Origin of the sequence: Photobacterium sp. OFAV2-7, from assembly GCF_022347985.1 — a bacterium.
Lineage (GTDB): Bacteria > Pseudomonadota > Gammaproteobacteria > Enterobacterales > Vibrionaceae > Photobacterium.
Genome location: NZ_JAKRFQ010000092.1, coordinates 1 through 9,674 on the forward strand (window position 1 = coordinate 1; position 9,674 = coordinate 9,674).

At 42.9% G+C, this 9,674-nt stretch carries 8 protein-coding genes; 6 read left to right on the plus strand and 2 right to left on the minus strand.

The window, feature by feature from the left end; translation table 11 throughout:
- The 4 genes from MHN01_RS07925 to galE form a co-directional block, all read left to right on the plus strand.
- On the plus strand, positions 1-1,360 hold a 1,360-nt coding region (locus tag MHN01_RS07925), incomplete at its 5' end, for a mannose-1-phosphate guanylyltransferase/mannose-6-phosphate isomerase (RefSeq protein WP_239410834.1).
- Between the two features lie 6 nt (positions 1,361-1,366).
- Positions 1,367-2,731 carry a phosphomannomutase CpsG gene (gene cpsG / locus MHN01_RS07930; RefSeq protein ID WP_239410835.1) on the plus strand — a complete coding sequence of 455 codons (1,365 nt, stop codon included), beginning with the start codon at positions 1,367-1,369 and terminating at the stop codon, positions 2,729-2,731.
- 74 nt (positions 2,732-2,805) lie between these two features.
- The gene (gene wecA / locus MHN01_RS07935; protein ID WP_239410837.1) at positions 2,806-3,927 is read left to right on the plus strand and encodes a UDP-N-acetylglucosamine--undecaprenyl-phosphate N-acetylglucosaminephosphotransferase; all 1,122 of its coding nucleotides are present in this window, start codon (positions 2,806-2,808) and stop codon (positions 3,925-3,927) included.
- A 36-nt stretch (positions 3,928-3,963) separates the two neighbouring features.
- A complete protein-coding gene (gene galE / locus MHN01_RS07940; protein WP_239410838.1) occupies positions 3,964-4,980 on the plus strand; it encodes a UDP-glucose 4-epimerase GalE in 1,017 nt (338 codons plus the stop codon).
- Between the two features lie 196 nt (positions 4,981-5,176).
- Here galE and MHN01_RS07945 read toward each other — a convergent pair whose 3' ends face one another.
- Together MHN01_RS07945 and wecA (MHN01_RS07950) are read right to left on the minus strand one after the other, a co-directional pair.
- Positions 5,177-5,344: a hypothetical protein gene (locus tag MHN01_RS07945; RefSeq protein ID WP_239410839.1), complete on the minus strand. Its 168-nt coding sequence runs from the start codon at positions 5,342-5,344 to the stop codon at positions 5,177-5,179.
- A gap of 237 nt (positions 5,345-5,581) precedes the next feature.
- Complete coding sequence (gene wecA / locus MHN01_RS07950) at positions 5,582-6,679, minus strand: UDP-N-acetylglucosamine--undecaprenyl-phosphate N-acetylglucosaminephosphotransferase (protein ID WP_239410840.1); 1,098 nt, start codon at positions 6,677-6,679, stop codon at positions 5,582-5,584.
- A 427-nt stretch (positions 6,680-7,106) separates the two neighbouring features.
- On the opposite strand from wecA (MHN01_RS07950), the gene MHN01_RS07955 reads away from it, so the two are divergent.
- Positions 7,107-8,528, plus strand: a complete 1,422-nt coding sequence (locus MHN01_RS07955; RefSeq protein WP_239410841.1) for an MBL fold metallo-hydrolase — start codon at positions 7,107-7,109, stop codon at positions 8,526-8,528.
- 126 nt (positions 8,529-8,654) lie between these two features.
- The coding region (locus MHN01_RS07960) for a nucleotide sugar dehydrogenase (RefSeq protein WP_239410843.1) at positions 8,655-9,674 on the plus strand (1,020 nt) is incomplete at its 3' end.

Consider the following 9,674-nt stretch of genomic DNA (forward strand, 5'->3'; position numbering starts at 1 on the left):
TTCACGTGAATTGTATCCAAAGCAATTTTTAGCGGTTTCTGGTGAACAGTCTATGCTTCAGCAAACCGTTTCACGCCTTACTGGAATCCAACATCAAGCACCATTATTAATTTGTAATGAAGAACATCGTTTTATAGCTGCTGAGCAACTGCGTGTTGGTGGGTATGAACATAGTGGAATCATTCTAGAACCAGTAGGCCGTAATACAGCTCCTGCAATTGCGCTAGCAGCTCTACAAGCTACTCAAGGTTCAGCAAATGATGAAGACCCACTTTTACTTGTTTTGGCAGCTGACCATTTAATTGAAAACAGTCAATCGTTCCAGTCGTCGGTTGAAAAAGCTAAGCCTTATGCTCAAGCTGGAAACTTAGTGACTTTTGGTATTGTGCCTACTGCTCCTGAAACAGGTTATGGCTATATTAAATCAGGCGAAAGTCAAGGAGAGGCTTTTACTGTAAGTCAGTTTGTTGAGAAGCCAGACTTGATGACTGCTGAAAAATATCTTTCGAGTGGTGATTATTACTGGAACAGTGGCATGTTTTTATTTAAAGCTTCAAGGTATTTAGAAGAACTAGAAAAATATCGTCCAGATATTCTTTCTGCTTGTAAAAAAGCTATGGCAATTACTGCTTCAGATATGGATTTTATTCGAGTTGATAAAGAGGAATTCGAAGCCTGTTCCGATGATTCAATTGACTATGCCGTAATGGAAAAGACGGATAGTGCCATAGTCGTGCCCATGGATGCTGGCTGGAGTGATGTAGGGTCGTGGTCTGCGCTTTGGGATGTCTCAGAAAAAGATGCAAATCAGAATGTCACAAGAGGGGATGTAATTACTGTCGGTTCAACCAACAGTTATTTGCACTCTGAGAGTAAATTGATTGCCACTGTTGGTGTTAATAATTTGGTTGTGGTTGAAACCAAGGATGCAGTATTGGTTGCCGATAAAGATCAAGTACAAGATGTAAAATCAATTGTGACTCAGCTAAAAGAATCTGGTCGCAATGAATATCAGTTGCACCGTGAAGTATATAGACCTTGGGGTAAGTACGATTCGATTGATTATGGTAAACGTGATCAAGTGAAACGTATTACTGTAAAGCCTGGTGAGAAGCTATCCATTCAAATGCACCATCATCGTTCTGAACATTGGATTGTGGTATCGGGCACAGCCAAAGTCACTAATGGTAAAGAAATCATTCTAGTGACTGAAGGTGAGTCTACCTATATTCCATTAGGTACCACTCATGCGTTGGAAAATCCCGGTAAGATCCCATTGGAAATGATAGAAATACAAACCGGCAGTTATCTTGGTGAAGATGATATTGTTCGTTTTGAAGATCGCTACGGTAGGAGCTAACAGATTATGGGTCATTTAACATGTTTTAAAGCTTATGATATTCGTGGAGAACTAGGTGAAGAGTTAAACAACGATATCGCTTACCGAATTGGCCGTGCGTTTGGTCAACACCTACAGGCGGGAACAGTCGTTGTAGGGGGAGACGTCCGTTTAACTTCGGAAGAACTTAAGTTTGCATTGGCGGAAGGGTTAATGGACTCAGGTGTTAATGTGATCGATGTTGGCCTGACGGGAACTGAAGAGATTTACTTTGCAACTAAGGATTTGGGAGTTGATGGTGGAATTGAAGTGACTGCCAGCCATAACCCGATGAACTACAATGGTATGAAGCTGGTTCGTGAAGATGCAAAGCCAATCAGTGGTGATACCGGGCTTCGCGATATTCAAGTACTTGCAGAGAAGAATGATTTTCCAGAAGTTACTCAACGTGGCACATTAGTCAAGCAATCAAACTTAGTATCTTATGTTGATCACTTGATGACTTACATTACCCCTAGCAATATTAAGCCTATTAAGTTGGTAGTCAACTCTGGTAATGGGGCTGCAGGTCACGTTATTGATGAAATCGAAAAACGTTTTAACGCACTGAATGTGCCGATAGAATTCATCAAAATTCATCATAAAGCGGATGGTCATTTCCCAAATGGCATCCCAAACCCACTACTTCCTGAGTGTCGGGCCGATACAGCAAATGCGGTGCTTGAACATAAAGCTGATATGGGTATTGCCTGGGATGGTGATTTTGACCGTTGCTTCTTGTTTGACGAGAAAGGAACGTTTATTGAAGGTTATTATATTGTTGGCCTACTAGCGGAAGCTTTTTTGCAGAAGAACTCAGGCGCTAAAATCATTCATGATCCGCGCTTAAGTTGGAACACTATAGATGTTGTGAATGCTGGTGGTGGTGAGCCTGTTATGTCAAAAACAGGACATGCTTTTATTAAAGAACGTATGCGAAAAGAAGATGCTGTTTATGGGGGGGAAATGAGTGCTCACCATTACTTCCGGGATTTTGCATACTGTGATAGTGGCATGATTCCATGGTTATTAGTGACAGAACTTCTTTCTGTTAAAGGCATGAAGTTATCTGAAACAGTTAAGAAGCGTATAGAAGCTTATCCATCATCCGGTGAGATAAACTCTAAACTGAAAGAACCTAAAGTAGCGATAGCTCGTGTACGTAGTTATTATGAGCATGATGCGTTGGTTGTTGATGAGACAGATGGTATAAGCTTAGAGTTTGAAGATTGGCGCTTTAATTTACGTTCATCCAATACAGAGCCAGTCGTTCGCCTAAATGTCGAGTCTCGGCAAAACATTCCATTAATGGAAAAGAAAACCCGAGAAATACTAGATTTGTTACAACAATAATGGATGCTCCTATTATTAGGAGCAACTCTATTGTTAACTAAACTCTCGTGGTTTAGTTCAATTTCGAGAGCCTTATGCCTACCGCTTTTATTTTTGTATTTTTTGCTTCGTTTTGTAGCCTTTTCTTATTCCGAAAAGTGGCAAAGCGCATTGGTTTGGTCGATAAGCCAAACGCCCGTAAACATCATCAAGGGGTAATTCCTCTTGTTGGTGGGGTATCTATTTTTACTACTTTGTCTTTCGCATTTACATTATTTTCTGACGTAACACCTGATACCATTTTATTCCTGGTTTGCGCCATGATTTTGGTGATTACAGGTGTTGTTGATGATCGCTATGATATTAGCTTCAAGCTTCGGCTTCTTATCCAGGCTGGCGTATCGTTTGCGATGATGCTGATAGGTGATAAGAGCCTTCATAATTTGGGTTACCTAATGGGCAGTGAAGCCATAGAGCTATCCGTTGCTGCTAGTTATCTTATTACTGTTCTTGGTGTTATTGGCGCGATAAATGCCTTCAATATGGTCGATGGAATAGATGGTTTGCTTGGTGGTTTGGCATCTGTGACCTTTGGTGCGCTTGGCTTCATGTTCTTGGTTGATGGGAATATGGATTTAGCAATGACTTGTGGCTTGATTGTGACTGCAATCTTGCCATATATCATGCTAAACCTTGGCTTCCCTTTAGGGCGTCGGTTTAAGGTCTTTATGGGTGATGCCGGCAGTATCTTTATTGGTTTCACTGTGATTTGGTTGCTGATTGAAGCTACTCAAGGTGAGAACAATACCTATATTCGCCCGGTAACGGCTTTATGGGTTATTGCAATTCCTCTTATGGATATGGCAACAATCATGGTCCGCCGTATACGAAAAGGACAGTCTCCGTTCAAACCTGACCGTGAACATCTTCATCATATCTGCCAGCGTATTGGGCTATCTTCAGGTATGTCGCTGTTTGTGATTTGTACTATGGCTATAGTCATGGCAGGTGTTGGTATTTGGTCAGACATGGAGAAGATCAGTGAGTCAGTAATGTTTGCTAGCTTCTTAGGTGTGTTTGCGGTTTACTTCTTTGTGATCAGTCATATCTGGCGTATTATTACCTTTATCCATAAGCTGTTTGGCACCAATAGACCCATTGATTTTAGTTTAGAAACGTCGAGCCAAGCTCCACAACAAACCAACAGTGAAAAATAACAAATAAGCGGTAACAAAAGAATTTTGGAGTTAAAGATGAAGGTGCTTGTTACAGGTGGGGTGGGCTATATCGGTAGCCATACCTGCGTTCAAATGATCGAAGCAGGAATGACACCAGTTATTCTTGATAACCTGTATAACAGTAAGGAAACAGTACTCGATCGTGTTGAAAAGCTGACAGGTGTTCGACCTGTTTTTTATAAGGGGGATATTCGAGACCGTGCATTCCTCGATCAAGTCTTTGCCGAACAAGATATTGGGTCAGTGATTCATTTTGCAGGGCTGAAAGCTGTCGGTGAATCTGTAGAGCAACCGCTGAAGTATTACGATAACAACGTTAATGGAACGTTGGTCTTGGTTGAAGCCATGCTGGCGGCAGATGTTAATAGTCTTATTTTTAGCTCGTCAGCAACCGTCTATGGCGATCCGGCTTCTGTGCCTATTCGTGAAGATTTTCCAACTAGTGCAACAAATCCATATGGGCGTAGCAAGCTCATGGTTGAAGAGATCTTGACGGATATACATAAAGCACATCCTGAGATGAGTATTACGATTCTACGTTACTTCAATCCGGTTGGTTCGCATAAATCTGGTGAGCTAGGTGAAGATCCACAAGGGATCCCCAATAATCTTATGCCGTTTATTTCCCAGGTAGCTGTAGGACGCCGTGAGTACCTGTCCGTATTTGGTAATGATTATCCGACCGTTGATGGTACAGGTGTTCGTGACTATATTCACGTTGTTGATCTGGCTAATGGTCACCTTGCGGCGCTTAATCATCGAGGTAAAACAGCAGGTCTGCATATCTATAATCTAGGTACAGGGAATGGCTACAGCGTATTACAGATGGTAAAAGCGTTTTCTAAAGCGTCTGGTGTGAATATTGAGTATAAAATTGCTCCACGTCGGCCTGGGGACATCGCTGAATGTTGGGCAGATCCTGCAAAGGCAAAGTCTGAGTTACAATGGCAAGCTTCACATACTTTAGATGACATGACGGCAGACACATGGCGTTGGCAGTCACAGAATCCAACTGGTTATCCGTCAAAGTAATAGCTCGGAATAAAGAAGCGATGTTGTCTGTTAAAGTAAAGAAACTTTATTTAAGCCAGCGTCGCTTCTTAAAAATGCTGATAGGTGTTATGTGATAACTCCGAGAGTATTATGGGTATGTCAAATTTAGTTGAATTGTCAATTATTCAATAATTTTGGCGTTCTACAATGCTTGCAATGATTTTTCTTTATATTTTCAATATTCCTGCCTTCTATCTTCTCGTCTCATCGCCTTCGATTGTCTGTCGTATTTTTCAAGCTCGTCAAGAAATAGAGACCCCTTCAACAGATACATAAAGCCTGCCTCAAAGATTGCATCAAGAAGTTTTTCTACACTCCAGTTGAAAGTTGTGCTTTTTTGCATACATCCTCCCACTAACAGAGTTCTTGCTATAGTCATGCTTTCGGTAATTTGACCTTAACGAGATATCGGCTTAAGTCACTGAAAGCACTGCTATGCCACTGTGGAGCATAAATGAAGTGTAGCTTTTATATCAGAGGATGTAAGTAGCAGTTCTGAGACGGCTTAAGATTATGTGATCTATAGAGGTTACTGTTTACACCTAAGCCATTTCAAGATGTTAGTTTTAGTGAGGGCTAATTAGCTTCTGTTTTCTCTGTTAGCTCTTTTGCTGAATATTTCTGTCATATTGATGTTGATCCTACGAAGGAGTGCCGTGATCCGCCAAATATGCGAGATAGACAGGTAGTAGGTAGCGAATAGCGTGAGGAAGGCGCTGAACATGATTGATTCACTCACTTTAGCTTGTTCGCCTAGCACACCGATATATGCAAAGAGTGATGCCAAGCCACATATCGCAAGAAGGGTCATTCGTTGAGATAACCCAATACGTTGGCAAATATGGTGAAGGTGCTCACGGTCAGGCTTAAACGGAGACTGACCTTTACGTATACGGCGGATCATGATGGTTGTCATATCCATAAGTGGAAGCGCAATTAACCACAATGCCGTTACAGGTCGAAGTGGTGTGCTTTCGCCCTGAGTTCCGTTGACCAAAAGCCAAATGACGGTGAAGCCAATGAATACGCTTCCGGCATCGCCCATAAACACCTTGAAGCGCTGTCCGAGTGGAAAACCCAGGTTGAGCATGACATAGGGTATAGTTGCGATAACGATAACCAAACAGAAATGATAAAGATCAAGTTGATGATCTAGCCAGAACAGGTAGCCAAGTGATGAAAAGGTGACGGTAGCCAACCCACCGAGCAGCCCGTCTATGCCATCAACCATGTTAAAGGCATTAATGGCTCCGAGCACGGCTAGAGTCGTGACAAGGTAGCTTAATGGGGTGTTTAAGGTTAAGTTGCCGAAGCCCAGTAAATTACCAAGGCTGGCGAGGTACAGGCTACCAAACTTAATCATAATGATAGACATCATTACCTGGATGACGAGTCGCGCTTTGAAGCTAATGTCGTATTTGTCATCTATTGCACCTGTGAAAACCAGAACCGAAGCACAGAACAGGTAAAGGTTAGTGTCTCTGGCCAGGTCTGGTGTCATGAGTAGCGCAAGAGTCACGGTGCCAAAAATAGCGAGACCGCCGATAAGAGGAATAGTGCCAAGGTGCTGCTTTCTTCCTGATGGAACATCGACGAGCTGGATCTTTTTGGCTACCTTTCGTAGCACAAACAGGCTTACGAAAGAAAAGATAAAGATTAAAGCAAGTCCACTGTCCATAGGGATAACCTTTTAGATATAAGCAAAAAACTGACACATGTTATATCTATTACGGATGACATTAAAGTTACATATGCAATAAGTGGTTCGCTAAATTGGTAATAGCGAGTAAGGTAACGTTTTAGAAATGTTTATTGCGTATTTTTAAAATTTTATACTAGCCTTGAAGGCTTGGTGATGAACTATTTTGTTGTACCTTGCTATGTGAAATTTTATGTGTCACCACAAGGTGTGTCAAAATTGCTATTGTCTTTTTTTTAAGACTTTTGCTTGTCATTTATCATACCTACCTTCTCCTTAGTACTATATCGCTCGCATGAATGGATTTTTTTCCGTGATATGTCTCTAGTAAACTTTGGTGCGCACTTACCCTTTGTTATGCATTTGCCATCATCGGTGCAGGCTCACAAACCATAGGGCAAATATAGTGAACATCATTCATCATGGTGCTCGTACTGGCGTAACGGGTTCGTGTCATGAGGTACGAATCGGCAATTACGGACTGCTGATTGATTGCGGCTTGTTCCAAGGGGAGGAAGGCGGGAGCCTGCTAGATATTGACTTTCCAATTGAGCATATACGTGCGCTATTGCTGACGCATTGTCATATCGATCATGTTGGGCGTTTGCCCTGGTTATTGGCCGCGGGTTTCCGAGGCCCTATCTATGCGACAGAGGCTACAGCTGCGTTATTGCCGTTAATGCTGGAGGATGGCCTAAAAATCCACCTTGGGTTGAATAAGGTCCAATGCAGCAGGTTTACCCAATTGGTACAGCAGCTTTTAAAGCCTATTCCTTTTGATTGTCGTGTCGAGCTGATTTTGCCTAGTAGTGAGTTGGTAAGTATCTGCTTTCGTCCTGCCGGCCATATTCTGGGGTCGGCCTATATCGAGCTTGTATTACCGGAAGAAGGGCAGGTGAACCATTCCTGTGGGCATAAGGTTGTTTTCTCTGGCGATCTCGGCCCCTCTAATACGCCATTGCATGTTGATCCTCAATCACCCGAACAAGTTGATACGCTGGTAATAGAAAGTACTTATGGTAACAAGCAGCATCAGCCCGTTTGTCAGCGTGAACAACATTTAGCCTCACTCATTGACCGTTCTCTTGAAGATGGTGGGGCAGTATTGATCCCTGCGTTTAGCGTCGGTCGTACCCAGGAATTGCTGTTTGATATAGAGAATTTGATTGCTAAGGCAATAACAGGTATTTCCAGGCAACTTGATTCAACTGTTAAATGGCACCAACTTCCTGTGATCCTGGACTCTCCGTTGGCAATGGAAGTTACGCAGCAGTATGTTACCTTCCAGCGGCTATGGACTAAAGAGGCAAAGCAACGAGTGATCAGCGGGCGGCATCCCTTGTCTTTTGAGCAGTGTGTAACTATCAATCAGCACTCTGATCATATTGCGCTTGTTAATCGACTGAAAGCGACTGGAGAGCCTGCGATTGTTGTTGCTGCAAGCGGGATGTGTGCTGGTGGCCGGATTATGAACTATCTTGAAGCCTTGTTACCGGAGCCCCAAACAGATGTAGTGATGGTGGGATACCAGGCCAGAGGGACTTTGGGACGTCAGCTCTTGGAGCAGCCTAAATCTGTTGATATTAATAATCGTCGGGTAGATGTGAATGCCGCTATCCATTCGCTGTCGGGTTACTCTGCTCATGCCGATCAAGATGATTTGGTTCAGTTTGTGGCAAATATTAAGCACGGTCCGTCGCAAATTCGGATTGTCCATGGTGATGTTGCCGCTCAGGAAGCCTTGGCCCAGCAACTGGCAACGACAAAACCTGATTGCGAGATCATTGTAACAGCAACCGAAACGCAGGATAATTTTAACAGGTGTTAAATATTCATGTCATAAAGCGTTAAACCGACTACTCTACAATAGTGACCTTATACAGTGCTTTATAAGTATTGTTACAATATGAATTATTCCCTAAAAGCTGAAAATTGAATGATTTGAGGTTTAGTAATGCATATTACTGTTGTAGGAACTGGGTACGTCGGGCTGTCTAATGCCGTGTTGTTAGCACAGAACAATGACGTGATAGCTCTTGATATTCTTGAAGACAAAGTAAGCCTAATCAATCAGCAAATTTCTCCTATAGAGGATAAAGAAATTAGCGAGTTCTTGACGGGGCGAGACTTAAATTTAGTCGCTATGATTGACAAGCAGTGTGCTTATGAGAAAGCTGAGTATGTGATCATCGCGACACCGACCGACTATGATCCGGTGACTAATCACTTTGATACTTCTTCGGTCGAAAGTGTGGTTAAAGACGTGATGGCAATCAATCCCGAAGCGGTGATGGTCATCAAATCTACGGTACCTGTTGGTTATACCGAGCGAATCAAACAAGAGCTCGGCTGTGAGAACATTATTTTTTCGCCTGAATTCTTGCGTGAAGGGAAGGCACTGTTAGACAACCTGTATCCTTCCCGGGTTATCGTGGGTGAGCGCTCAGAGCGTGCAAAGCGTTTTGCAGAACTTTTGGTACAGGGGGCGGTAAAAGAAGATATTGAGGTGTTGTTTTCGGAATCGACCGAAGCCGAGGCGGTAAAGCTATTTTCTAATACGTATCTTGCTATGCGGGTGGCTTACTTTAACGAGCTGGACTCTTACGCTGAAAAACATGGCCTCGACAGTCGCCAGATCATCGAGGGTGTTGGGTTAGACCCACGGATTGGTTCTCATTACAACAATCCGTCTTTTGGTTACGGTGGCTACTGTTTGCCAAAGGATACCAAGCAACTACTGGCAAACTACCAGGAAGTGCCGAACAATATCATTGCCGCTATTGTGGAGGCGAACAGAACCCGTAAGGATTTTATTGCCGACTCCATCATTAGCAAGCGGCCGAATGTGGTGGGTATCTTTCGCCTGATCATGAAGAGCGGTTCTGATAATTTTCGTGCCTCGTCGATTCAGGGCATCATGAAACGTATTAAAGCGAAAGGAATAGAAGTTGTTGTGTATGAGCCTGTGTTACAG